The sequence below is a fragment of the Pseudomonas sp. Irchel s3f19 genome (assembly GCF_900187555.1).
Taxonomy (GTDB): Bacteria; Pseudomonadota; Gammaproteobacteria; order Pseudomonadales; family Pseudomonadaceae; genus Aquipseudomonas; species Aquipseudomonas capeferrum.
In genome coordinates, this window is the sequence record NZ_FYDW01000009.1 from 150,590 (window position 1) to 172,249 (window position 21,660).

Sequence of the window (21,660 nt, forward strand, 5' to 3'; positions counted from 1 at the left end):
AACCCTCAGACCAGTGCGTTGCGTTTGGCCATTTCGATCAGGTCCACCAAGGTCTCGACCTGGAGTTTGTGCATCAGGCGCTTCTTGTAGGTACTCACCGTCTTGTTGCTGAGGAACATGCCTTTGGCGATTTCCTTGTTGCTTCGCCCTTGGGCAAATAATTGCAGGACCATGAGTTCACGGTCATTGACCTGGCGGAAGAGTTGCAGGTCGGCATCTACCGTTTGATTGTGTTTGATTGCCTGGCTGGGGAAATAGTTGTAACCGGCAAGTACTGCCTTGATCGCGCTGAGCAGTTCGCTGAGGTCTTCCTGCTTGCACACATAGCCCGCAGCGCCCGAGTGCATGCAGCGTACGGCGAACAACGCCGGGGATTGGGCGGTCAGCACCAGAACCTTCAACGGCAGGGACATGGCCTGGAAGCGGGAAAGCACCTCTAGGCCGTCTAGCTTGGGGATGCTGATGTCGAGGATGACCAGGTCAGGGGCGGTTTCTCGAATCATCTGCATGGCGTCAACGCCATTGTCCGATTCGCCGACGATCTTGTAGTTCTGATTTTCCAGCAACATACGAACGGCCAGGCGGATAACGGGATGGTCGTCGACAATAAATACGGAGTGCATGTTCAACTTCCCTGCGGGCGAGTGAGGGTGACGGGTGGCACCTTATCCCAGTTGGAAGTCGTCGGGCATGTGAGGAAGGGCTATTCGCTGTATATGGGAAATGGCTTACAGGATAAAACAAATCGGGCTACGAATTTGGCCTGTGGAGCTTGATGTCAAACCTTGTTTGGTAACTTTTCATTGACTGTTATTCGTGGTGTTTAATCGGCACCTACACAAGTAGGAAGTTTCCTTCAAGAAAGGGTGCAGCCAGAGGCTGTGCTCGGGCTGCACCTGACGGGCTCAGGTCGGGCTGGAGCGCCCCGTCATTTCGCGGGCCATTTCACTGGCATAGCTGTCGGTCATGCCGGCGATGAAGTCGATCATGCGCAGGAAGGCGCTGTGCAATGAGCCATGCGGGTCCGGTGCATTGTTGCCGATCAGGTCGAGTACACGCCGGCTCTTGAACGAGGGGGTGCGGCCGCCATGCTGTTCGAGGGCCGCGCCGCAGAAGGTGTTCAAGAGGATCTCGAGCGTGGTGTAGGCGCCGATTTCGTGCAGGGTCTTGCGTTTGTCCTGGAAGATCTTGTTGCGCGCCATGTCCTTGGCTTGCAGCACGCAGTGCTTGGCCGGGCCGTGCATATGTTCGACCAGGTCGCCGGGCAGATGCCCGGCGAGCAGTGCCTGTTGCTGTTCGACGAAGGCGTGGGCGGCGGCGTTGGTCAGGTGTTCGATGGCCTTGCCGCGCAGGATCGCCAGCTTGCGCCGTCGCGAGTCGCGCGGGCCGAGTTGGCGATAGGTTTCCGGCAGGTCGTCGCCCACCAGGCCGAGTAGCAGCGCCTCGACTTCGGCATACTCCAGCAGCTCCATCTCCACGCCATCTTCCAAGTCGATCAGCGCATAGCAGATGTCATCTGCGGCCTCCATCAGGTAGACCAGCGGGTGGCGCGCCCAGCGTTGATCTTCCAGTTGCGGCAAGCCGAGTTTGCGGGCGATCTGTTCGAGCAACGGCAGTTCGCTCTGGTAGCTGCCGAACTTGTGTTTCTTGTAACCCAGGGCATCGGCATGGCGGGCGCTCCAGGGGTACTTGAGGTAAGTGCCGAGGGTGGCGTACGTCAGCCGGGTGCCGCCGTCGAACTGGTGATACTCCAGTTGGGTGAGTACGCGAAAGCCTTGGGCATTGCCTTCGAAGTTGAGGAAGTCGGCGCGCTCGTCATCGCTCATGTCGTCCAGCCAGCCACGCCCTGCTGCCTGCTGGAACCAGTGGCGGATGGCGTCTTCGCCGGAGTGGCCGAACGGCGGGTTGCCGATGTCGTGGGCCAGGCAGGCCGATTGCACGATCATCCCGAGGTCACTCGGTTCGCACCAGTCTGGCAGGCTGTCACGCAGGGTTTCGCCCACCCGCATGCCGAGCGAGCGGCCGACGCAACTGACTTCCAGGGAATGGGTCAGGCGCGTATGGATATGGTCGTTGCTGGTAACCGGGTGTACTTGGGTCTTGCGCCCAAGCCGGCGGAAGGCGCCGGAGAAGATGATGCGGTCGTGGTCCTTGTGGAAAGGGCTGCGCCCCAGTTCTTCGGGGCTGTACAGGGCTTTGCCCAGGCGTTCGCGGGTCAGCAAGGTATGCCAGTCCAAGGCTCGATCTCCTGTCGGTCGATGGGCGTAGCTTCCTGTGTCGTGAGTCACCATGCAAGCTGAAGGTTTACGCGATCACCGGCGGGTGATCGCGTCTGTTCAGGTGATGCGAAAACGTCAGTGCCGGCGGCTGCCCTGCAGATACAGTCGAATCAGCGGCAACAAGCTGCCGCCCAAGCGCACCAGCCGTGTCAGGTTGCCACTGCGCACGCCCTTGCCGGTGAGAAAGCCCAAGGCAACCACCGCGCCAATCCCCCACAGCGGCGCATGCTTGATGCCAAGCCCCTCGTGCAGCGAACTGCCCATGCCGCGCACGCGCTGCAGTGGCTCGAGCAGTTGCCCCGACTCGTGGCGGATTTCCTGGCGGTGCATCTCCAGACGCAGGCGCAACAGGGCCTTGCGCAGTTCGCGAGGGTTACGAGTATTGGGTAGTTCAGGCAGGCTCATGGCAACAGGCGCTCCCGGTCCTTGGCAAGTTCCTCGAGGGTCGCGCCGAACGGCGATGACTCGTCGAACACCGCAGCCTTCAAACGCAAACCGCAATACAACGCGGCCACACCGTAGAACACGCACAGGCCGATGATGCCCGCCAGGCGATAGCTGTCCCACAGCAGCACCAGCAGCAGCCCGGACAGCGCCGTCAGCAGCAGCAGGGCGAACACCAGTGCCAAACCTGCGAACAACAGCAGGCTCAAGGTGCGGCCCTTCTGCTCCTGCAGCTCGATACCAAACAGCTCGATGTGGCTGTGCAGCAGCCCGAGCATCGCCGCGCCCAGGCGTTTGCCCGAAGCGCCGGCGCCGATGGCGTCATTCTCCATGGGAATCCCTCAGCGCCGATTGGCCAGCAGGCCGATCAACAGCCCCACGCCCGCCGCAATACCGATGGCCTGCCAGGGGTTTTCCTGCACGTACTGCTCGGCGGTGCCAAGGGCTGCCTGGCCGCGGTCGCGCACCGATTCCTGGGTCAGTTGCAGGGTTTCACGGGCCTGGGTCAGGCGGTCATGGATCTGTTCACGCAATTCGTCAGCCTGATCGCCTGCCAAGTTGGCGGTGTCGGCGAGCAGCTTCTCGGTGTCGCGGACCAAGGCCTGAAAGTCAGCCATCAATATCTCTTGAGCAGTCTTTGCCGATTTGCTGGCCATGGGTCTCTCCCTGTCGATGAGTGTTGGTAGTTCGAGTGATAGCACATGCCGAAGGTTCAAGTGGCTGTGCGGGTAACTGGGCTGGTATGGGCCTTGCTAAGGCTTTGCCACGTAGCGGGGCGCCGCTGGCGTGCACTGCGCCGATTCGGGGCGCCCTGCGTGACGAACTAACGTAAACCTTAACCCAATCCTCGACAAACCCAAGAATAAACCATGCAGGCCTCGCCCCATTCAGCAAACGGGGCAGGGGGCTGGCACCGATTCGGTGCAGGGATGCAGGTTCTTGATCTGTCCTGGTGCCTTTTCAGCAGGTCTGCCTATTCATGGAACACATGCACAGCGCGATGGACTCCCTGGTCCACGGTTCGAATACCCTGTTCATTCTCATGGGCGCCATTCTGGTGCTGGCCATGCATGCTGGCTTCGCCTTTCTCGAAGTGGGCACTGTACGGCACAAAAATCAAGTCAATGCCTTGTCGAAGATTCTCAGCGACTTCGCCATTTCGGCGCTGGTGTACTTCTTTATCGGCTATTGGATCGCCTACGGCGTGAGTTTCTTCCAGCCGGCGGCGCAACTGGCCGTCGACCATGGCTATGCGCTGGTCAAGTGCTTCTTCCTGCTCACGTTCGCAGCTGCCATCCCGGCGATCATCTCCGGGGGCATTGCCGAGCGTGCGCGTTTCGTTCCGCAGCTGTGTGCCACCGCGTTGATCGTGGCGTTTGTCTATCCGTTTTTCGAAGGCGTGGTGTGGAACGGCAACTTCGGTGTGCAGGCCTGGCTGCACGCACGCTTCGGGGCGCCGTTCCATGACTTTGCCGGCTCTGTCGTGGTGCATGCCATGGGCGGCTGGCTGGCGCTGGCGGCAGTGGTGTTGCTGGGGCCACGGCGCGGGCGCTACCGCGACGGCCGCCTGGTGGCTTTTGCACCTTCGAGCATTCCGTTTCTGGCGCTGGGTTCGTGGATCCTGATCATTGGCTGGTTCGGCTTCAACGTGATGAGCGCCCAGACCTTGCAGGGCGTAAGCGGCCTGGTGGCGATCAATTCGCTGATGGCCATGGTCGGCGGCACCCTGGCGGCCTTGCTGGCCGGGCGCAACGACCCGGGCTTCCTGCACAATGGGCCGCTGGCCGGGCTGGTGGCGATCTGTGCCGGTTCCGACCTGATGCACCCGATTGGCGCGCTGGCCACCGGCCTGGTGGCTGGGGTGCTGTTTGTCTGGAGTTTCACAGCGGCGCAGAACCGCTGGAAAATCGACGACGTGCTGGGCGTGTGGCCGTTGCACGGCCTGTGCGGTGTGTGGGGTGGCATTGCCTGTGGCGTGTTCGGCCAGGCCGCCCTTGGTGGCATGGGCGGTGTCAGCCTGGCCAGCCAGTTGCTGGGCAGTGTTATGGGGGTGCTGGTGGCATTGCTCGGTGGCTTTGTCGTCTATGGGGTGATCCGAGCGCTGCATGGCTTGCGCTTGAGCCACGAGCAGGAGTTTCAGGGCGCGGACCTGTCGCTGCACCGCATTGGTGCAACCAGCCAGGATTGAGCGAGGCCAGGTGCGCAGTGGGCGGGACGGACCTAGAATAGGCTTTTCCAAAGCCAAACCGAGAACTGCCCCATGCTGCCTGAATGCCAATTGTTCGGCACCCTCGGCTGCCACCTGTGCGAAGTGGCCGAGGCTGTGCTGATGCCTTTCGTCGATCATGGCCTGTTGGTGGAGCTGGTCGACATTGCCGATAACGAGGCCATGTTCGAACGCTATGGCCTGATCATTCCCGTGCTGCGTCGCTGTGACAATGGCGGCGAGCTGCATTGGCCGTTCGATGCCGAGCAAGTGGTGGCGTTTCTCGCGCAATGATCGCCCAATGGGCACGCGTTCCTCACGCCATGGTTGGGATGACAAGTCGATGATCGGGTGCCGGCCACTGCTGCCGGTGTCCTTGAACTGTCATCGAGAATCTAACCATGTTCATCACGCCTCATTTCACCCTGGATGAAATGACCGCTTCGAAAATCGCCGCAAGGGAAGGGTTTGACAACACCCCTACACCTGAGGTACTGGCCAATCTAACTGTCCTGTGTGGCGTGCTTGAAAAGGTACGTGCGCTGCTCGGCATGCCGATCATCATCAGTAGCGGCTACCGCTGCAGTGCGCTTAATCAGCGTGTCGGTGGGGCACCGTCAAGCCAGCATGTGCTGGGGTTGGCAGCCGACTTCACGGTGATCGACGTCAGCCCGCGTGAGGTGATACGCAGAATCAGCGACAGCGACGTACCCTTCGATCAACTGATCCTGGAGTTTGACCGGTGGGTGCATTTGTCCGTGACCACTGGCACTCCGCGGGGCCAGGTGCTGACCATTCGCAGAGGCACCGGTTACCTGCAGGGGTTGCAATGACGCGCTGGCGAATTGACGTGGAGGAGGGGAGGTCCGTATGCTGTATATAAATACAGTGTTCGAGGGGAAGGCCATGCTCAACGTCGAGCAACTCAAGTACAGCGTCAACCACATGCCCGTCGAGCGGGTGTGCGACGCGGTTCTGGAACTGCGCCTCGAAGGCCTGGTGACTGAAGACCGAACGCCGTTCGGCAAGGTTCACTTCAATACCTGTTTTGCCGAGATCGAGGCATTGTTCCAGCGTGCCGGTTACCACCGTGGGCTGGACGTCGTAGGTTACCAGGGTTTGTTATATGCCCTGTACGACCCCAACCGCTGGGAGGCCGTGCAAGTACTGCGCTGGTTGAAGGCGCGCAGCGAGGCGACGCTACAGGCTGGTTGAGGTGGAAGGCTTGGAGGATAATGCGCGGCCTCCAACCTTTTGAGCGCTGCCATGACCACGCCTTTCGACCCTGCCCGCCAGCAAGCCAGCACGGTGTGCCTGCCCCCCGGCAACTGGGCGACGGTGCTCGATTGCCTGTGTGACCATTTCAAGGCCATCGAACGGGCGCAGTGGCTTGACCGCTTTGCCCGCGGCCGCGTGCTCGATGCGCAGGGGCAGGCAATCTCTGCTGGGCTGGCTTATAAACGCGGCATGCGCTTGCACTACTTCCGGGAAGTGCCAAATGAGCGGCCGATCCCTGTGCAGGAAACCCTGGTGCACGTGGACGAGCATTTGGTGGTTGCCGACAAACCGCACTTTCTGCCGGTGACCCCGACCGGTGAGTATGTCGAGCAGACTTTGCTGCGCCGGCTGATTCGGCGTCTGGACAACCCGCATCTGGTGCCTTTGCACCGCATCGACCGGCATACCGCAGGGCTTGTGCTGTTCTCCGCCAACCCCCAGACGCGCAGTGCCTACCAGCGCTTGTTCCCCGAGCGGCGGATCGACAAACGCTACCAGGCCATCGCCGCAGCCATGCCCCAGCACAACTTCCCGCTGGTGCACAAAAGCCGCCTGGTGCATGGCGAGCCGTTCTTCCGCATGCAGGAGGTGGAGGGCGTTGACAACAGCGAAACCTTGGCCCAGGTGCTGGAGACGCGTGGCGAGTTATGGCGCTACGGTCTGTCGCCGGTGACCGGCAAGACCCACCAATTGCGTGTACACATGGCGGCATTGGGCGCGGCAATCTGCAACGATCCGTTCTACCCCGAACTGCTGCAGACCGATGACGATTATCAGCGGCCTTTGAAACTGTTGGCGCAGAGCCTGCGTTTCGAAGATCCGTTGACGGGTGAGGAGCGGTATTTCGAGAGCCGGTTGCAATTGGACTGGTAGGAGCGGCCCGCCAAGGCCGCCCCAATATCACACAAGGCTCGGTGTCTTAGCGGTTGAAACGCTCCACCAGCGAATACTGGCTACCGGCAGTGCTGGTCAGTTCCTCGCTGAGCAGCGCCGAATGCTGGGCCTGTTCAGCTGTCTGGTCGGCAAGGTCGGCAATGGTGCTGATGTTGCGGCTGATCTCGTCGGCGACGGCAGTCTGCTCTTCGGTAGCGGCTGCGATCTGGGTCGCCATGTCGGTGATATTGGCCACCGCTTCGCTGATACCGACCAACGCTTCATCGGCCTGCATGACCCGGTCGACCCCTTCCTGTGCCTGGCGGTGGCCGGTTTCCATGGTCAGTACGGCGTTGCTGGCTGTCTGCTGCAGCTTGGCGATCAGGCCGTGGATCTGCCCGGTGGATTCGGCAGTGCGCTGGGCCAACTGGCGTACCTCGTCGGCCACGACCGCAAAACCACGGCCCATCTCTCCGGCGCGGGCGGCTTCGATGGCGGCGTTCAGCGCCAGCAGGTTGGTCTGGTCGGCGATGCCCTTGATCACATCGACCACACCGCCGATTTCGTCGCTGTCCTTGGCCAGTTGCGTCACCGTTGCACCGGTTTCACCCACTGCCGCCGACAGGCGCTCGATGGCCTCACGGGTTTCACCGGCAATCTGCCGGCCCTGGCTGGTCAGGCGATTGGCTTCCTGGGTGGCGTCGGCAGTGCGTTGCACATGGTTGGCCACTTCCTGGGTGGTGGCAGCCATCTGGTTGACGGCGGCCGCCACTTGCTCGGTTTCCACCCGCTGGCGCTCCAGCCCCGAAGAGCTCTTGTGGGCCAGGGCATCGGATTGCCGCGCCTGTTCGCTGAGGTGTTCTGCACTGTCCTGCAGGCGTGTCAGGCAGGTTTTCATGCGTGCATCCTGGCTGAGCATGGCCATTTCCAGGCGGGCCTGAACGCCGCGGCTATCGGTGTACATCTGCGCGATGAGGGGGTCGGACGTGGTTTGTTCCGCCAGGCGCAGCAGGCGCTTGAGGCCACGTTGCTGCCAGCTCAGGCCGAGCAGGCCAAGGGGCACCGACAGGGCCGCCGCCAGGCCGAAGCCCCAGGAGTGGCCAAGCCAGTTGCCAATCAGGAAGCCCACCTGGCTTACCAGAATGAACGGCAGCCAGTCCTGCAGAATCGGCAGCCATTGATCACGTCGCGGCACCGCCGACTTGCCCTGGTTCAGGCGCTGGTAGAGGCCTTCGGCTCGGCGGATCTGTTCGGCGGTGGGTTTGACCCGCACCGATTCGAAACCGACCACCTGGTTATTGTCGAAGATCGGCGTGACATAGGCGTTGACCCAGTAGTGGTCACCGTTCTTGCAACGGTTCTTGACGATGCCCATCCAAGGCTGGCCCTGTTTGAGGGTTTGCCACATGTGGGCGAACACGGCCGCGGGCACATCCGGGTGACGCACCAGGTTGTGCGGCGCGCCGGTCAACTCTTCGCGGGTGAACCCACTGATTTCGATAAACGCGTCATTGCAGTAGCTGATCACGCCCTTGGCGTTGGTGGTGGAGATCAACCGCTGCTGGGCAGGGAAAGTCCGTTCTCTCTGGGTAATCGGCTGGTTGTTACGCATGGGTGGGTAATCCGCAAAGAATCCGCAAGGCTTTCGTGAGGTATCGGCAAGCCGCTGGTTTTATTGAATGGATATTTAATGGGCTTGATTTATGGCAATAAGCCATTATTCGGAGTGAGCTAGGGAACAGGCACGTTTGATCAAAATGGCGTCATTTTTGCGTTTTTAAGGCTGTTTGGTGACGTGTGAGTCTGATGATGACTCAATGGCTGGCCAAGAGCCAGTAGCCGATAGCGGAATGAGGCCGCCGAGAGAGGGTGGAGGGGGGGGGTGGCGTTGGCTGGGGATTTGCGGTGCCTGTGAAATCCCCAGCCAAGCCTTGCATCTCAACCAGCAATCAACTGGCGCAACACATAATGCAGAATCCCCCCCGACTTGAAGTACTCCACCTCATTCAAGGTATCGATGCGGCACAGCACCTCGATCTGCTCCTGCTGCCCGTCCTCGCGGGTGATACGCAGCGTCAGGCTCATGCCTGGCCGTAGATGAGCACCGCTCAACCCCAGCACATCGATGCGCTCCCTGCCGGTCAGCGCCAGTTGCTTGCGATCGTGCCCGGCCTTGAACTGCAGGGGCAGCACGCCCATGCCCACCAGGTTCGACCGGTGGATGCGTTCAAAGCTTTCTGCCAGCACCGCCTTGACCCCCAACAGATTGGTGCCCTTGGCGGCCCAGTCACGGCTGGACCCTGTGCCGTATTCCTGGCCGGCGATCACCACCAGCGGCGTACCCTGGGCCTGGTACTGCATGGCGGCATCGTAGATCGACAGCTTTTCGCCCGTTGGCACGAATAGGGTATTGCCCCCTTCCTCACCCCCAAGCATCTCGTTGCGAATACGGATGTTGGCGAACGTGCCGCGCATCATCACCTCGTGGTTACCCCGGCGCGATCCGTAGGAGTTGAAGTCCCGCGGTTCCACACCCTTGCTGCGCAGGTAGCGCCCGGCGGGGCTGTCGGCCTTGATGTTGCCGGCCGGGGAGATGTGGTCGGTGGTGACCGAGTCGCCGAGCAGGGCCAGCACGCGTGCACCCTCGATGTCCTCGACCTGCGGCGGCGGCCCGCCGATGTCGTCGAAGAACGGTGGATGCTGAATGTAGGTCGATGCCTCCTGCCAGACATACGTGGCCGCTTGCGGCACCTCGATGGCCTGCCACTGCGCGTCGCCTTCGAAGACTTCGGCGTACTCCTTGTGGAACATCGCGGTGTCGACCTTGGCAACGGCGGCGGCAATCTCCTGCTGGCTGGGCCAGATGTCGCGCAGGTACACTGGCTGGCCGTCCTTGCCAGTGCCCAACGGGTCGCGGGTCAGGTCCAGGCGCACGCTGCCGGCCAGGGCGTAAGCCACTACCAGCGGCGGCGAGGCCAGCCAGTTGGTCTTGACCAGCGGATGCACGCGGCCCTCGAAGTTGCGGTTGCCCGAGAGCACCGAGGCAACGGTCAGGTCGGCGCTGCCGATGGCTTGCTCGATCGCTTCATCCAGTGGGCCGGAGTTGCCGATGCAGGTGGTGCAGCCGTAACCCACCAGGTCAAAACCCAACTCATCCAGATACGGCGTCAGCCCGGCAGCCTTGAAGTAGTCGGTGACCACCTTGGAGCCAGGGGCCAGCGAGCTCTTGACCCAGGGTTTGCGCTGCAGGCCCTTCTCCAGGGCCTTTTTCGCCACCAGCCCGGCGGCCATCATCACGCTGGGGTTCGAGGTGTTGGTGCAGGAGGTGATCGCGGCGATGACCACTGCACCGTCGCGCAGGGTGTGGGTCTGGCCTGCATGGCTGTAGTCGATTTCGCCCGCCTGATCGGCGTTGCCCACCGCCACACCGCCGCCGCCTTCGCTTTCCAGGCGGCCGACTTCCTTGGCCAGTGGCTTGGGTTGCAGTTCGATGAAGTGGTCGAACGCCTGGCTGACCTGGCCCAGGGCGACCCGGTCCTGCGGGCGTTTGGGCCCGGCCAGGCTGGCCTCGACGTCGGTCATGTCGAGGGCCAGGGCATCGCTGAACACCGGGTCCTGGCCAGGCAGGCGCCACAGGCCTTGGGCCTTGCAGTACTGTTCGACCAGTTGCACTGTCTGCTCGGGGCGCCCGGTCAGGCGCAGGTAGTCAAGGGTCACCTGGTCGACCGGGAAGAAGCCGCACGTGGCGCCATACTCGGGGGCCATGTTGGCGATGGTGGCACGGTCGGCCAGGGGCAGCTCGGCCAGCCCATCGCCGTAGAACTCGACGAACTTGCCCACCACCCCTTTCTTGCGCAGCATCTGCGTCACGGTCAACACCAGGTCGGTGGCGGTGATGCCCTCGCGCAGCTTGCCGGTCAATTTGAAGCCGATCACTTCCGGGATCAGCATCGACACGGGTTGGCCGAGCATCGCGGCTTCGGCCTCGATGCCGCCAACACCCCAGCCCAGCACTCCCAGGCCGTTGATCATGGTGGTGTGCGAATCGGTGCCGACCAGGGTGTCGGGGAAGGCATAGGTGCGGCCGTCTTCTTCACGGGTCCAGACGGTGCGGCCAAGGTATTCCAGGTTGACCTGGTGGCAGATGCCGGTGCCCGGCGGTACTACCCGGAAGTTGTCGAAGGCGCTCTGGCCCCAACGCAGGAAGGCATAGCGCTCGCCATTACGCTGCATTTCGATGTCGACGTTCTCGCTGAACGACTGGGGCGTGCCATAGCGGTCGACCATCACCGAGTGGTCGATTACCAGGTCGACCGGCGACAGCGGGTTGATCCGCTGCGGGTCGCCACCGGCCTTGGCCATGGCGGCGCGCATGGCTGCCAGGTCGACCACGGCGGGTACGCCGGTGAAGTCCTGCATCAGCACCCGGGCCGGGCGGTACTGGATTTCCCGGTCGGAGCGGCGCGCCTCTAGCCATTGGGCAATGGCGCGCAGGTCGTCACCGGTGACGGTCTTGCCGTCCTCCCAGCGCAGCAGGTTTTCCAGCAGCACCTTGAGCGACATGGGCAGGCGTTGCAGGTCGCCCAACTGGCGGGCGGCCTCGGTAAGGCTGTAATAGTGGTACGTCTGGTCGGCGACCTTGAGGGTCTTGAGGGTGTTCAGGCTATCGAGCGAGGGCATTGCCAACTCCTTCTGCGCCGGTGCCCGGCAAATCTGGGTGTTTGCCGGTGTCACCGCTCTGTTTCGATCCGCACGGTACGGACCTGGCTGAATGGTCAGGTTAGACCGGTTTGGCCTGCGTGACCCTTTTCTGGACCGGCGGGACGTGTCGCAGGTTCCGAACTTCCTTTATCATCGCCGCCCTGCCGGCGCCTGTGGTGCGCCCGCCGTAGTGGAGTGAGAGATGAGTACCCTGTTCATGCATTGCCGGCCCGGTTTCGAGGGCGAGGTCTGCGCCGAGATCAGCGAACATGCCGCCCGCCTGGGGGTTGCCGGCTATGCCAAAGGCAAAGCGCAGAGCGCCAGTGCCGAGTTTGTCTGCACCGAGGACAATGGCGCCGAGCGCCTGATGGGGGAACTGCGCTTCGCTGAGCTGATCTTCCCGCGGCAGTGGGCCCGTGGCAGTTTCGTCGAGTTGCCGGAGAGCGATCGCATCAGCGTATTGCTCGAGCACCTGGCCAGCCTGCCTGTGTTCGGCAGCCTGTGGCTGGAAGTGCTCGACAGCAACGAAGGCAAGGAGCTGTCGACGTTCTGCCGCAAGTTCGAGGTGCCGTTGCGCAAGGCCCTGGAAAAAGCCGGTCGCCTGGTTGAAGACGCCAGCCGTCCACGCCTTCTGCTGAGCTTCATCACTGGCCGGCGGGTATTTGTCGGCCAGGCTGCGGCCAACAACAGCGCGCTCTGGCCAATGGGCATCCCGCGCCTGAAGTTTCCCCGTGAAGCGCCCAGCCGCTCGACCCTCAAGCTGGAAGAAGCCTGGCATCAGTTCATCCCCCGCGAGCAGTGGGACCAGCGCCTGGGTGATGACATGACCGGTGTCGACCTGGGCGCCTCGCCTGGCGGCTGGACCTATCAGCTGGTGCGCCGCGGGATGTTGGTCACCGCCATCGACAATGGCCCGATGGCCGAGAGCTTGATGGACACCGGGCTGGTCCAGCACCTGATGGCGGATGGTTTCACCTGGCAGCCGAAGCAGCCGGTGGACTGGATGGTCTGCGACATCGTCGAGAAGCCGGCGCGGACCACCGCATTGATCGAAACCTGGCTGGGGGAAGGGCTGTGCCGCGAGGCGGTGGTCAACCTCAAGCTGCCGATGAAGCAACGTTACACCGAGGTGCGGCGCCTGCTCGACCGCATGCAGGCCACGTTCAAGGCGCGCAAGATCAGGGTTTCGATCGCCTGCAAGCAGCTGTATCACGACCGTGAGGAAGTGACCTGCCATCTGCGCAGGCTGGACCTGAAGCCGCGTTGAGTGCGTGGGCGGCGCGCGGCCCTTGGTGCGCGCCGCACGATGCGCGACAATGATGAATATTTTGGAGCCGCCCATGACTGATTTCACCCCCGACGCCGTCCTCGATGCCACCGGCCTGAACTGCCCCGAGCCTGTGATGATGTTGCACCAGCACGTGCGTGGCCTGGCTGCAGGTGGCTTGCTCAAGGTCATTGCCACCGACCCGTCGACCCGCCGCGACATCCCCAAGTTCTGCAACTTCCTCGGCCATGAATTGCTGCAGCAGCAAGAGGACGCGGGCACCTTCCTGTACTGGATCCGCAAGAAAGCCGACTGAGCCGCTCTGGAACACGCCGCGCGTAGCGCCTACACTGCGTTCCCCTGACAGGAGAGCGCCATGCTGATAGTTGCCGACGAGAACATTCCGCTGCTCGATGCCTTCTTCGAAGGTTTCGGCGAGATCCGCCGCTATCCGGGCCGAAGCCTCGATGCCGCCAGCGTCAAGGACGCCGATGTGCTGCTGGTGCGCTCGGTGACCAAGGTCGACCGCCAACTGCTTGAAGGCAGCCGTGTGCGTTTTGTCGGCACGTGCACCATCGGCACCGACCACCTCGACCTGGACTACTTTGCCGAGGCTGGCATCCACTGGAGCAGCGCGCCGGGCTGCAATGCCCGCGGCGTGGTGGACTATGTGCTGGGCAGCCTGCTGACCCTGGCCGAGCTGGATGGTGTCGCGCTACCCAAGCGCACGTACGGCGTGGTGGGCGCGGGGGAGGTCGGTGGCCGCCTGGTGCGTGTGCTGCATGGCCTGGGCTGGAAAGTGCTGGTGTGCGACCCGCTGCGTCAGGCCGCCGAAGGGGGCGATTACGTCAGCCTCGAGGCGGTACTGGAACAGTGCGATGTGATCAGCCTGCACACCCCCTTGCAGCGGGGCGGCGAGTACCCCACCTGGCACCTGCTGGGCCAGGCGCAACTGGCACGGTTGCGCCCAGGGGCGTGGCTGATCAATGCCAGCCGTGGCCCAGTGGTGGACAACGATGCCTTGCGTGAGCTGCTGTTGGACCGTGAAGACGTGCATGCCGTGCTCGATGTGTGGGAAGGCGAACCGCAGGTCGACTTGCAACTGGCCGACCTGTGCACGCTGGCTTCGCCGCACATCGCCGGCTACAGCCTCGATGGCCGGCAGCGGGGCACTGCGCAGATCTACCAGGCGTTGTGCCGTCACCTGGGCGAAGCGGAGCAGGTGCGCCTGGCCGATTTGCTGCCCAAGCCGCCGCTGGCGCAAGTTGAACTCGATGCCACTACAGACCCGGCCTGGGCCTTGGCCACCTTGTGCCGCGCCGTGTACGACCCGCGCCGTGACGATGCAGACTTCCGCCGTAGCTTGAGCGACGACCCGGCCGAGCAGCGGGTGGCATTCGATCAATTGCGCAAGCAGTATCCACCTCGGCGTGAAATCGAAGGGCTGGCGGTGCGGATTCGTGGCGAGTCGCCGCAATTGGCGCAGTTGGTCAGTGCGCTGGGTGGGGTGTTGGTCTGAGTGATGTGCCTGCGTCGGCCTTTTCGCCGGCCGAGGCAATAAAAACCCGGCGCAGGCGCCGGGTTGCAATGAATTAGCCGATCAGCCTTTACGGGCTTTAGTGCCCCGGCTTTGTTCCAGTTCCTGGCAGGCTTTCTGGATCATCTGCTCGGTGATCGGAACCTCGCGCCCTTGGGCGTCGATGATCGAGCCGCACACCTGGGGTTGCGGGTTGTTCTGGGGTTTCGGGGTATCGCTGCTGTGCTGCAAGCTCATGTCCTGTCTCCTCATCAGGTTCAAGCTCAGGGTAGTCCTGCGCCGTGACTGGCCTGTGACAGATCCTCGACTGTCACGGCCCTGACAGTCCAACAGAAACGGCGGTAAAGCTCCAGAGCCCTTTTAGATCGAAAGGCTATAGTCACCCCCAAGCGTTCCTCGCGCTCCGATGAGTGGTAGTCTGCTGCTTCCTTGCCGCTTTGGTTGCCGCCATGCCCGAATCCGTCTCCCCTGGCCAACGTCGCGCCCTGCGCCTGGGTTGGCAGTTCGTTCGCCCGTATCGCCGGCAAATGCTCCTGGCATTGCTGGCACTGGTGGTCACGGCGGCAATCACTCTGTCCATGGGGCAGGGCATCCGCCTGCTGGTTGACCAGGGTTTCATGACCCGCTCCGCGCACCAGCTCAACCAGACCATTGGCCTGTTCCTGCTGTTGGTGCTGGCACTGGCGGTGGGTACCTTCAGCCGCTTCTACCTGGTGTCGTGGATCGGCGAGCGCTGCGTGGCTGATATCCGCCGTGCGGTGTTCGATCACCTGGTCGGGCTGCACCCTGGGTTCTTCGAAGACAACCGCAGCTCCGAGATCCAGTCGCGGCTGACGGCTGACACAACCTTGCTGCAATCGGTGATCGGCTCTTCGCTGTCGATGTTCCTGCGCAATGCCTTGATGGTGGTAGGGGGCGTGGTGCTGCTGTTCATCACCAACCCCAAGCTCACCAGCATCGTGGTGGTGGCCTTGCCGCTGGTGCTGGCGCCGATCCTGCTGTTCGGCCGGCGCGTGCGCAGCCTGTCGCGGCAGAGCCTGGACCGGGTGGCGGATGTCGGCAGCTACGTCGCCGAAACCCTGGGGCAGATCAAGACCGTGCAGGCCTATAACCATGAGCCGCTCGATCGCGAACTGTTCGCCAGCACCGTCGAGGCGGCCTTCAGCGTAGCCCGGCAGCGTATTGCCCAGCGTGCGTGGCTGATCACCCTGGTCATCGTGCTGGTGCTCGGCGCGGTGGGGGTCATGCTCTGGGTCGGGGGCATGGACGTGATTGCCGGGCGTATCTCGGCAGGCGAGCTGGCTGCCTTCGTGTTCTATAGCCTGATCGTCGGCAGTGCGTTCGGCACGCTCAGCGAGGTGATCGGTGAGCTGCAGCGCGCCGCCGGTGCGGCCGAGCGCATTGCCGAGCTGTTGGCGGCACGCAGTGCAATCCTGCCACCGCGCGTAGCCGCCTCACTGCCTCAGCGGCGTGCTGTCGGGCGTATTGCGTTGCAAGACGTGCATTTCGCCTACCCGTCGAGGCCTGCGGTTGCAGCCATCGACGGCTTGAGCCTGGCGATCGAGCCGGGGCAGACCGTGGCCCTGGTCGGGCCTTCGGGCGCCGGCAAATCGACCCTGTTCGACCTGCTGCTGCGCTTCTACGACCCTCAGCAGGGGCGCATCCTGCTCGATGGCCAGGCCATCACTGAACTCGACCCGGCCGAGCTGCGCCAGCAGTTCGCGTTGGTGGCGCAGAACCCGTCGCTGTTTCGCGGCACGGTCGAGGCCAACATTCGCTATGGCCGCCCAGGGGCGACGCTGGCCGAGGTCGAGGCAGCGGCGCGCGGTGCGCATGCCGACGAATTCATCCAGCAACTGCCGCTGGGCTACCAGACGCCGCTGGGGGAGGGTGGCATCGGCTTGTCGGGCGGGCAACGGCAGCGCTTGGCGATTGCCCGGGCGCTGCTGGTCGATGCGCCGATCCTGTTGCTGGATGAGGCTACCAGCGCCCTTGATGCGCAAAGCGAACACCTGATTCAGCAGGCGCTGCCCAGTGTGATGGCCGGTCGCACCACCTTGGTGATCGCCCATCGTCTGGCCACGGTGCAGCACGCCGATCGCATCGCGGTGATCGACAAGGGGCGCCTGGTGGCAATAGGCACGCACCGCCAGTTGATCGAAGAAAGCCCGCTGTATGCCCGATTAGCCTCGCTGCAGTTCACCACGGGCTAGCCTGTCGTGGTTCTGTAACAATTCTGTAGGAATTGCCTGACACTATTTGTCTCAATTGTTGTGCAAGTGCTCAAGCCGGCTGCTATCGAACGATGGCAGCCTTTTTTTTGCGAGTGAGCCTACGGGGACATGGAATGTCTTACCCGGCGCCGCAAGCGTGCGCCGTTCCTTTCCTTTGGTCTTGAGATCGCGATGTTGCGTAAATCCCTCAGAGTGCAAATTCTCGCCCTGCTCGGCGGCAGCTTGGTAGCGATGTTGCTGATCGCGCTGGTGTGTTTCCAGTTTCTGTCTTCCAGCGTGCGCGGCTACGCCGAGCTGGTGGATGGGCCCTTGCGGGCTTCGCAATTGATCGATGAGGCCAACCTGCAGTTCAAGATCCAGGTGCAGGAATGGAAGAACGTGCTGCTGCGCGGTCGTCAGCCCGCCGAGCTGGACAAGTACTGGCAGCAGTTCCAGGCCCGCGAGCAGCAGGTGCAGCAGGTGCTTGGGCAACTGATCGACAGCAGCGATGCCAAGCTCAAGGCGCCGCTGCAACAGCTGCGTGCCAGCCATCTGCAACTGGGCCAGGCTTACGCGCAGGGCCGCCAGGCGTTTGTCGCCGCAGGTGGTGACCCGGTTGCAGGCGACCTTGCGGTCAAGGGCGTGGACCGTGCCGCCAGCGAACAGATGAGCGAGCTGGTCGAACAACTGCGCGCCGATGCGCGCGAGCGTGCATCGAGCATCAACGCCAGCGCAGAGCGTACGGTGTGGCTGGGCTTGCTGGTGATGCTGGGCTCGGCGGTGCTGGTCGGCCTGTTCAGCCTGTGGCTGGTCAATCGCAGCCTGATCGAGCCGATTCGCCAGTTGATCGAGTATGTCGCGCAGTTGAGCCAGGGGCGCTTCGTTGCGCGTGTGGACAGCCGCCGTGAAGATGAACTGGGGCGCTTGGCTCGTGCGGCCAATACCCTGCGTGATTTTCTTGCCGAGACAGTCGGCCGGCTCAAGGACAATGCCCAGGAGCTGGAAGGCGCCAGTGGCCAGCTGCGCAGCATCGCGGCTGACATGGCCCAGGGCACGCATGACCAGTTCCAGCGCACCGATCAGGTGGCGACGGCCATGCATGAGATGTCCGCCACCGCTCAGGAGGTGGCTCGCCACGCCGCCGACGCCGCCCGCGCGGCCGATGATGCCGATCACAGTGCCCAGGCTGGCGAGCAGGTGATGCAGCAGACCATCGACATCATTGGCGTGGTCAACCGCGAGATCGCCGGTACCGCCGCGGTGATCCGTGACCTGGAGCATGACAGCACGCGGATTGGCAAGGTGCTCGAAGTCATCCGCGGCATTGCCGAGCAGACCAACCTGCTGGCGCTCAATGCAGCCATCGAGGCGGCCCGTGCGGGCGAGGCCGGGCGCGGCTTTGCGGTGGTCGCCGACGAGGTGCGCAGTTTGGCCCTGCGCACCGCTGCATCGATCGCCGAAATTCACCAGATCATCGAAGCGGTGCAGTCGGGTGCGGTAGAGGCGGTCAAGGCCATCGAAAGTGGCCAGCAGCGCAGCGAGGAGGGTGCCGAGCAGGTGCAGCAGGCGGGGCAGATGCTGCAGCGCATCACCTCGGCGGTGGAGGCGATCCGTGACATGAACCGGCAGATCGCCACGGCGGCCGAAGAGCAGACCAGCGTGGCCGAGGACATCTCGCGCAACCTGATCGAAATTACCCGCATCGCTACCACCAACCAGGCAGCTGTGCAGCAGACCGAGCAGGCCGGACAGCGTTTGCATGGGTTGTCCGGGCAGTTGGGGGAAGTGACTTCGCGGCTGACGGCCTGACCCTCCGGCGCGGGGAAATCCGCCACTGTTGCGCTGAACTTGGCGCAACTGTGGCGGATTGTCGCCATGCGACCGGGTGTCTCACCCCTTAGCCATTGGTCTAATGCCAGTTGGCACACTCTCTGCTTTAGGGCGCCAATCCTTCACTTCAATCGGATTGCGCTACTAATGAAAAAAATCCTGCTGACGCTCCTTTGCCTGAGCGTCATCGGCTGCTCCAAACCCGCAGAGCCGGACAAGACCGTCGACGTCCTGCTGATCGGCGGCGGCATCATGAGTGCCAGCTTGGGCACCTACCTTACCGAGCTGGAGCCGAACTGGAAGGTCGACGTCTACGAGCGCATGGACCAGGTGGGCGAAGAAAGCTCCAACGCCTGGAACAACGCCGGTACCGGCCACTCCGCGTTTTGCGAACTGAACTACACCAGTGTCGGCACGGATGGCAGCATCGACATCAGCAAGGCCGTGGGCGTCAACGAGCAATTCGAAGTCTCCAAGCAGTTCTGGGCCTACCAGGTCGAGCAAGGCGTGCTGAGCAACCCGAAAACGTTCATCAACAACGTGCCGCACATGAGCTTTGTGTGGGGCGACGACAACATTGCCTTCCTCCACAAGCGCGTCGCTGCCCTGCAGCACAGCTCGCTGTTCCGTGGCATGCAGATCAGCGAAGACCACGAGCAGATCCGCCAATGGGCGCCGTTGGTGATGGAAGGCCGTGACCCTCAACAGAAGGTCGCAGCCACGCGCATGGCGATCGGCACCGACGTGAACTTTGGCGAGATCACCCGTCAGCTGTTCGCCTCGATGACCCGCAACCCTAACGTCAGCGTGAACCTTAGCCATGAAGTGCGTGACATCGTGCGCAACGATGACGGCACCTGGCGGGTGGTGGTGGCCGACCTGGCCAATGGCGGCAACGAAGTGGCGGTCAACGCCAAGTTCGTCTTCATCGGTGCCGGTGGTGGCGCGCTCAAGCTGTTGCAGAAGTCGGGCATCCCCGAAGCCGAAGGCTATGCCGGGTTCCCGGTGGGTGGCCAGTTTCTGATGACCGACAACCCGGACGTGGTTGCGCGCCACCAGGCCAAGCTGTACGGCAAGGCGTCGGTCGGTGCACCGCCTATGTCGGTCCCGCACCTGGACACACGTATGATCGACGGCAAGCAGGTGCTGCTGTTCGGCCCGTTCGCGACCTTCTCCACCAAGTACCTCAAGCACGGCTCGCTACTGGACATGTTCGCGTCGCTGAACAGCCACAACATCCTGCCGATGGTGAACGCCGGCATCGACAACATCGACCTCAGCACCTACCTGATGGGGCAATTGATGCTGAGCTTCGACGACCGCATGAATGCCCTGCGCGAGTACTTCCCCAATGCCAAGAACCAGGACTGGAAGCTGCTGCAGGCCGGCCAGCGCGTGCAGGTGATCAAGAAGGACCCGGTGCTCGGTGGCGTGCTGCAGTTCGGCACTGAAGTGGTCGCTGCCCAGGACGGCACTATCGCCGCGCTGTTGGGGGCCTCGCCAGGCGCTTCGACTGCCGCGCCGATCATGCTGACGGTGCTGGAGAAGACCTTCAAGGACCGCCTCAAGAGCCCTGAATGGCAGGCCAGGCTCAAGCAGATCGTACCCAGCTACGGGCAGAAGCTGAACAACAACCTTGAGCTGACCAACCAGACTCGGGCATGGAGCAGCGAGCGTTTGCAACTGCTGTACGTGCCCGTGCAGGCCGAGCAGTAAGCCGCGCCTGCCGCCCCCTGTGCATGCAGGGGGCATTTTTGGCGCACAACAAAAAGCCCGCGCAAGGCGGGCTTCTTGAATAGGATGTGGTCGGAGAGACAACGTTCTAACAGTGACTTTAATCTACTGATATATATAGGTTTTTAGCTTTTGTTTTTGTTCTGGCATACACGCTGGCATACAGGGTGCTTGGTGCTGGCTAGGGTGTACCCCCAAAAAAAGGAGGATAGGGGGACACTTGCGGGGGAGGACACCCCAGCTGTTCATATCGGTTCCGTACCAATCGACACCAATACGGAGCACGTATGCAAGTAGCCAATTCACAACCCGCCCAGTCGTTAGCCCACAGTTGCTTTGATTCCAGCGCCATCTTGATCCGCATGCCCGAGATTGAGGGAATGACGGGGCTTTCCCGCACATCGATCTATCGCCGCCTTCGCGATGACCCCACCTTTCCCAAGTCTGTGCCGTTGAGCAATAGCAAGATGCGCGGCGCGCCGGTTGCCTGGGTACTAGCTGAGGTTCAGGAGTGGGTTCGCCAACGCATCGCTATGCGAGGGGAGGCGGCCTAAATGACGCTCAAAAAAAAGGCCGACCAACAGGCCAGCCTCCAAATTAATTTGCCCTCGCATACTACCACCAGCGCAGTCCAACGTGCGCGACTTCTTGCCCGATTGCAAGCTGTCGCAGTGGATACCATTACAGCCAGACGCGAGCTGAACATCATGATGCCCGCCGCGAGGATCAAAGAGCTGAAAGAGCTTGGGCACAACATCCAGCGCCACCTCATCACCACAACGGATGAACAAGGCCGCACTCATCGCAGGGTTGCGCAGTACTACCTTTGCCCCACAACAGCTGTCGAGGTTGAAGCATGAGGCCTGCCCTCCACCTAAACGACTCTGGTATTCCGAGGCGTACGTTTATGGCTGAAAGAAAGCCCTCACTCTTTCACGATAGGGCTATCAGCACTGACCTGTATGCCAAGCGCCATGGACACTTTGATGAGTGTCGCCACTGTGAGCGGCCCCTCGCCGTTCAATTCTTTGTAGAGCCTTTTGACACTAATACCAGTCTCACTAGCCAATTGGTTCATGCTTCGAGCACGGAGAATAGTTACAAGCGCATCTGCGACAACGCTGGTGTCTCCGTCACATTCCTCCAGCGAAAACTCCAGATGCATGATCATTTTCTCATCGTTATCGAGAAGCTGCGCAGCATCCCATTTTTGGATTTGCGTGTTATCCACAAGTGCCTCCTGGAGCGGAAAAAAAGCTTGAGTACTTCCCGGCTGGAGGGAGGGCATGCCGCTCAGG

The 21,660-nt window shown here is 62.4% G+C and carries 22 protein-coding genes and 1 pseudogene; 14 read left to right on the top strand and 9 right to left on the bottom strand.

The annotated features are described in order from the left end of the window. Window positions 1–5 precede the first annotated feature (5 nt). The 5 genes from CKW22_RS20005 to CKW22_RS20025 form a co-directional block, all read right to left on the bottom strand. Window positions 6–623: a response regulator transcription factor gene (locus tag CKW22_RS20005; RefSeq protein ID WP_033700468.1), complete on the bottom strand. Its 618-nt coding sequence runs from the start codon at window positions 621–623 to the stop codon at window positions 6–8. 282 nt (window positions 624–905) lie between these two features. After that, a complete protein-coding gene (locus CKW22_RS20010) occupies window positions 906–2,237 on the bottom strand; it encodes a deoxyguanosinetriphosphate triphosphohydrolase (protein ID WP_033700467.1) in 1,332 nt (443 codons plus the stop codon). A 117-nt stretch (window positions 2,238–2,354) separates the two neighbouring features. Further along, window positions 2,355–2,684 (bottom strand): hypothetical protein, encoded by a 330-nt coding sequence (locus tag CKW22_RS20015; RefSeq protein WP_033700465.1) that lies wholly within the window; start codon window positions 2,682–2,684, stop codon window positions 2,355–2,357. Further along, entirely contained in the window at window positions 2,681–3,055 is a 375-nt protein-coding gene (locus CKW22_RS20020; RefSeq protein ID WP_033700463.1) for a phage holin family protein, read from the bottom strand. Before CKW22_RS20020 ends, CKW22_RS20015 begins: the two co-directional genes overlap by 4 nt. Before the next feature lie 9 nt (window positions 3,056–3,064). Further along, on the bottom strand, window positions 3,065–3,379 hold the full coding sequence (locus CKW22_RS20025) for a YqjD family protein (RefSeq protein WP_047583282.1): 315 nt from the start codon (window positions 3,377–3,379) through the stop codon (window positions 3,065–3,067). A gap of 323 nt (window positions 3,380–3,702) precedes the next feature. On the opposite strand from CKW22_RS20025, the gene CKW22_RS20030 reads away from it, so the two are divergent. The 5 genes from CKW22_RS20030 to CKW22_RS20050 all read left to right on the top strand — a co-directional run bounded on the left by CKW22_RS20030 (window position 3,703) and on the right by CKW22_RS20050 (window position 7,080). After that, window positions 3,703–4,911 (top strand): ammonium transporter, encoded by a 1,209-nt coding sequence (locus tag CKW22_RS20030; protein WP_033700459.1) that lies wholly within the window; start codon window positions 3,703–3,705, stop codon window positions 4,909–4,911. Window positions 4,912–4,983: 72 nt separating this feature from the next. Then, window positions 4,984–5,223 (top strand): glutaredoxin family protein, encoded by a 240-nt coding sequence (locus CKW22_RS20035; protein ID WP_033700458.1) that lies wholly within the window; start codon window positions 4,984–4,986, stop codon window positions 5,221–5,223. A 107-nt stretch (window positions 5,224–5,330) separates the two neighbouring features. After that, window positions 5,331–5,762: a D-Ala-D-Ala carboxypeptidase family metallohydrolase gene (locus CKW22_RS20040; protein ID WP_033700455.1), complete on the top strand. Its 432-nt coding sequence runs from the start codon at window positions 5,331–5,333 to the stop codon at window positions 5,760–5,762. 73 nt (window positions 5,763–5,835) lie between these two features. Further along, window positions 5,836–6,144, top strand: coding sequence for a hypothetical protein (locus CKW22_RS20045; RefSeq protein WP_033701480.1), 309 nt, complete (start codon window positions 5,836–5,838; stop codon window positions 6,142–6,144). 51 nt (window positions 6,145–6,195) lie between these two features. Beyond that, a complete protein-coding gene (locus tag CKW22_RS20050; RefSeq protein ID WP_095064878.1) occupies window positions 6,196–7,080 on the top strand; it encodes a pseudouridine synthase in 885 nt (294 codons plus the stop codon). 46 nt (window positions 7,081–7,126) lie between these two features. On the opposite strand, the gene CKW22_RS20055 is transcribed toward CKW22_RS20050, so the two are convergent. Further along, complete coding sequence (locus CKW22_RS20055; RefSeq protein WP_033700452.1) at window positions 7,127–8,692, bottom strand: PAS domain-containing methyl-accepting chemotaxis protein; 1,566 nt, start codon at window positions 8,690–8,692, stop codon at window positions 7,127–7,129. Window positions 8,693–9,018: 326 nt separating this feature from the next. Then, window positions 9,019–11,760: an aconitate hydratase AcnA gene (gene acnA / locus CKW22_RS20060; RefSeq protein ID WP_033700451.1), complete on the bottom strand. Its 2,742-nt coding sequence runs from the start codon at window positions 11,758–11,760 to the stop codon at window positions 9,019–9,021. A gap of 223 nt (window positions 11,761–11,983) precedes the next feature. On the opposite strand from acnA, the gene rlmM reads away from it, so the two are divergent. The 3 genes from rlmM (at window position 11,984) to pdxB (ending at window position 14,567) form a co-directional block, all read left to right on the top strand. After that, window positions 11,984–13,048, top strand: a complete 1,065-nt coding sequence (gene rlmM / locus CKW22_RS20065; protein WP_047583284.1) for a 23S rRNA (cytidine(2498)-2'-O)-methyltransferase RlmM — start codon at window positions 11,984–11,986, stop codon at window positions 13,046–13,048. A gap of 73 nt (window positions 13,049–13,121) precedes the next feature. After that, window positions 13,122–13,364: a sulfurtransferase TusA gene (gene tusA, locus CKW22_RS20070; protein WP_033700449.1), complete on the top strand. Its 243-nt coding sequence runs from the start codon at window positions 13,122–13,124 to the stop codon at window positions 13,362–13,364. A gap of 60 nt (window positions 13,365–13,424) precedes the next feature. Then, window positions 13,425–14,567: a 4-phosphoerythronate dehydrogenase PdxB gene (gene pdxB, locus CKW22_RS20075; protein WP_033700447.1), complete on the top strand. Its 1,143-nt coding sequence runs from the start codon at window positions 13,425–13,427 to the stop codon at window positions 14,565–14,567. Window positions 14,568–14,648: 81 nt separating this feature from the next. Here pdxB and CKW22_RS27610 read toward each other — a convergent pair whose 3' ends face one another. After that, window positions 14,649–14,822, bottom strand: a complete 174-nt coding sequence (locus tag CKW22_RS27610) for a PA1571 family protein (RefSeq protein ID WP_167334463.1) — start codon at window positions 14,820–14,822, stop codon at window positions 14,649–14,651. 212 nt (window positions 14,823–15,034) lie between these two features. Between CKW22_RS27610 and CKW22_RS20080 the strand changes: the two genes are divergently transcribed. The 6 genes and pseudogenes from CKW22_RS20080 (at window position 15,035) to CKW22_RS20100 (ending at window position 21,222) form a co-directional block, all read left to right on the top strand. Further along, window positions 15,035–16,798 carry an ABC transporter transmembrane domain-containing protein gene (locus tag CKW22_RS20080; RefSeq protein WP_033700445.1) on the top strand — a complete coding sequence of 588 codons (1,764 nt, stop codon included), beginning with the start codon at window positions 15,035–15,037 and terminating at the stop codon, window positions 16,796–16,798. 765 nt (window positions 16,799–17,563) lie between these two features. Further along, window positions 17,564–17,674 (top strand): annotated as a pseudogene (locus CKW22_RS28195) (hypothetical protein); the annotation flags it as partial. Between the two features lie 228 nt (window positions 17,675–17,902). Beyond that, window positions 17,903–18,607: a methyl-accepting chemotaxis protein gene (locus tag CKW22_RS28200; RefSeq protein ID WP_371856436.1), complete on the top strand. Its 705-nt coding sequence runs from the start codon at window positions 17,903–17,905 to the stop codon at window positions 18,605–18,607. A gap of 168 nt (window positions 18,608–18,775) precedes the next feature. Beyond that, window positions 18,776–20,344 carry a malate dehydrogenase (quinone) gene (gene mqo, locus CKW22_RS20090; protein ID WP_095064883.1) on the top strand — a complete coding sequence of 523 codons (1,569 nt, stop codon included), beginning with the start codon at window positions 18,776–18,778 and terminating at the stop codon, window positions 20,342–20,344. Window positions 20,345–20,649: 305 nt separating this feature from the next. After that, window positions 20,650–20,916 carry an AlpA family transcriptional regulator gene (locus CKW22_RS20095; protein WP_256577325.1) on the top strand — a complete coding sequence of 89 codons (267 nt, stop codon included), beginning with the start codon at window positions 20,650–20,652 and terminating at the stop codon, window positions 20,914–20,916. Continuing rightward, window positions 20,917–21,222, top strand: coding sequence for a helix-turn-helix domain-containing protein (locus CKW22_RS20100; RefSeq protein WP_095064885.1), 306 nt, complete (start codon window positions 20,917–20,919; stop codon window positions 21,220–21,222). 65 nt (window positions 21,223–21,287) lie between these two features. Here the strand turns inward: CKW22_RS20100 and CKW22_RS20105 are convergent, their stop codons facing one another. Further along, the gene (locus tag CKW22_RS20105; protein WP_160015217.1) at window positions 21,288–21,593 is read right to left on the bottom strand and encodes an addiction module antidote protein; all 306 of its coding nucleotides are present in this window, start codon (window positions 21,591–21,593) and stop codon (window positions 21,288–21,290) included. Window positions 21,594–21,660 lie beyond the last annotated feature (67 nt).

Excerpts from the sequence above, each read along its gene's own strand:
- CKW22_RS20030 (WP_033700459.1), top strand. The coding sequence starts at position 3,703 with ATGGAACACATGCACAGCGCGATGGACTCCCTGGTCCACGGTTCGAAT.
- CKW22_RS20025 (WP_047583282.1), bottom strand. The coding sequence starts at position 3,379 with ATGGCCAGCAAATCGGCAAAGACTGCTCAAGAGATATTGATGGCTGAC.
- CKW22_RS20095 (WP_256577325.1), top strand. The coding sequence starts at position 20,650 with ATGCAAGTAGCCAATTCACAACCCGCCCAGTCGTTAGCCCACAGTTGC.
- CKW22_RS20020 (WP_033700463.1), bottom strand. The coding sequence starts at position 3,055 with ATGGAGAATGACGCCATCGGCGCCGGCGCTTCGGGCAAACGCCTGGGC.
- CKW22_RS27610 (WP_167334463.1), bottom strand. The coding sequence starts at position 14,822 with ATGAGCTTGCAGCACAGCAGCGATACCCCGAAACCCCAGAACAACCCG.
- CKW22_RS28200 (WP_371856436.1), top strand. The coding sequence starts at position 17,903 with ATGTCCGCCACCGCTCAGGAGGTGGCTCGCCACGCCGCCGACGCCGCC.
- pdxB (WP_033700447.1), top strand. The coding sequence starts at position 13,425 with ATGCTGATAGTTGCCGACGAGAACATTCCGCTGCTCGATGCCTTCTTC.
- CKW22_RS20055 (WP_033700452.1), bottom strand. The coding sequence starts at position 8,692 with ATGCGTAACAACCAGCCGATTACCCAGAGAGAACGGACTTTCCCTGCC.
- CKW22_RS20035 (WP_033700458.1), top strand. The coding sequence starts at position 4,984 with ATGCTGCCTGAATGCCAATTGTTCGGCACCCTCGGCTGCCACCTGTGC.
- mqo (WP_095064883.1), top strand. The coding sequence starts at position 18,776 with ATGAAAAAAATCCTGCTGACGCTCCTTTGCCTGAGCGTCATCGGCTGC.
- CKW22_RS20045 (WP_033701480.1), top strand. The coding sequence starts at position 5,836 with ATGCTCAACGTCGAGCAACTCAAGTACAGCGTCAACCACATGCCCGTC.
- CKW22_RS20005 (WP_033700468.1), bottom strand. The coding sequence starts at position 623 with ATGCACTCCGTATTTATTGTCGACGACCATCCCGTTATCCGCCTGGCC.
- CKW22_RS20040 (WP_033700455.1), top strand. The coding sequence starts at position 5,331 with ATGTTCATCACGCCTCATTTCACCCTGGATGAAATGACCGCTTCGAAA.
- tusA (WP_033700449.1), top strand. The coding sequence starts at position 13,122 with ATGACTGATTTCACCCCCGACGCCGTCCTCGATGCCACCGGCCTGAAC.
- rlmM (WP_047583284.1), top strand. The coding sequence starts at position 11,984 with ATGAGTACCCTGTTCATGCATTGCCGGCCCGGTTTCGAGGGCGAGGTC.
- CKW22_RS20015 (WP_033700465.1), bottom strand. The coding sequence starts at position 2,684 with ATGAGCCTGCCTGAACTACCCAATACTCGTAACCCTCGCGAACTGCGC.
- CKW22_RS20080 (WP_033700445.1), top strand. The coding sequence starts at position 15,035 with ATGCCCGAATCCGTCTCCCCTGGCCAACGTCGCGCCCTGCGCCTGGGT.
- CKW22_RS20100 (WP_095064885.1), top strand. The coding sequence starts at position 20,917 with ATGACGCTCAAAAAAAAGGCCGACCAACAGGCCAGCCTCCAAATTAAT.
- CKW22_RS20050 (WP_095064878.1), top strand. The coding sequence starts at position 6,196 with ATGACCACGCCTTTCGACCCTGCCCGCCAGCAAGCCAGCACGGTGTGC.
- acnA (WP_033700451.1), bottom strand. The coding sequence starts at position 11,760 with ATGCCCTCGCTCGATAGCCTGAACACCCTCAAGACCCTCAAGGTCGCC.